Origin of the sequence: Candidatus Macondimonas diazotrophica (assembly GCF_004684205.1) — a bacterium.
In the GTDB taxonomy this organism is placed as follows: domain Bacteria; phylum Pseudomonadota; class Gammaproteobacteria; order UBA5335; family UBA5335; genus Macondimonas; species Macondimonas diazotrophica.
Genome location: NZ_SRIO01000061.1, coordinates 1 through 1435, shown reverse-complemented (window position 1 = coordinate 1435; position 1435 = coordinate 1). Strand labels below are relative to the sequence as shown.

General features: G+C 57.8%; 1 protein-coding gene. It reads left to right on the top strand.

Annotated elements, in window-relative coordinates; all coding sequences use genetic code 11:
* Positions 1-1435 (top strand): VapE domain-containing protein (locus tag E4680_RS13870; RefSeq protein WP_135283019.1); only part of this gene is annotated, 1435 nt, incomplete at both ends.

The window sequence follows — 1435 nt, the reverse complement described above, 5'->3', positions numbered from 1 at the left end:
TTCATCATCCTTGCCGGCGAGCATGTTAAATCCGGTGAGCGTTACAACTGGGTAGATAATGGGCAACCGATCCCATCACTCAGTGAGCATGATTTTGTTGGTCTCTGCTCCAGGATTGCCGAAGCCTTTGGTGTCGAGTGGTCCGCCAATCGGCGCGGCGCTGACGCGGTTGAGGTGTCCGGCGAGGACATGGACCCCGCCAACCCTATCGTTGCATTCATCCGGGACTTTCACCTGAAGCCCGGCGGGCGTGTGCTTCCGCATATCATGGACATCATTTGTCCGTTCGCGGACACGCATACCAGTACAGGCGGTGTGTCGGATACTTCGCTGGTCAGCACGGAAAAAGGGGAACCTTATGTCAAGTGCATGCACGCACATTGCGCGGATCGGAGCCAAGCCGAATTCCTGACCGAGATGGGATACTACGACTCCGATGCCTATGCCGAATATCTGAGGCAGGTCAGCAGCAAGTTGGAGAGCGACGATAGGATCACCTACGAGTTCCGGATCCCCCGCCTGACCCGCGCGCAGGTGTTGCAAGGGTTCGGCATCAAGGGCTTGCCAGGTCTCAGCTATTACATTGGTAAGGACGACGAGTCCGCATTGATGAATCTGCTCTGCAATCCACCGGTGCTCGGGCTGGATATTCGCCACGACACCTTCACAGGATACGTCTGTGGCTACACCCGCCGAGGGGAGGAGATACCCTACGGCCCTGCCCTCACACGCGCCGTACACGCTGCGGTGGAGGCTGCTATGGGTGAAGATGCCCCAGGCATCAAGACTGTTGAGAAAGCGATTGATGGGTTACAGCGATATCGAGGATTCGACAGCGCGCTGCAATGGGCGGACGGCTTGAAATGGGACGGTGTGCCGCGTGTCGGGAAGTTCTTCACGGACTACGTTCCGGTCTCTGCTAGCGTGGAGCATGCTGAGGCAGCGGCATGGTACTGGTGGCTATCCGCTGCGGGGCGGCTGCTGAATGTCGCCGATGGGGTCAAGGCAGATGTCTTGATCACGTTGAAGGGGAAGCAAGGCGCCCGCAAGTCCACGCTGGTGGAGTGCCTGGCGCCCGAAATATTCGTTACCCGATTCAAACCCGAAGTGGTCCCGACAAAGCAGTCATTCGAGGATCGATATCGCCGTATGCGCGGAAAGCTGGTGGTCGAGATCGAGGACTACAAAGGTGAGTCTCGGAACGAGACCGTGCAGAACATGGAAAAGGCATTCATTTCCAGTCGGTATGATTCATGGGTCGAGAAATATCTCACTACGGAAACGCGGCGGGTTCGGCGATGCATGTTCATGGCGACAGCAAACCGCTTCCATCTATATGACCCGACCGGCTCCCGCCGCCACTGCCTGTTGGACCTGAAGCCGGGCAAGCTGGACACCGAAGCCGTTCTCCGCGTTCGGGATCAACTATGGGCCG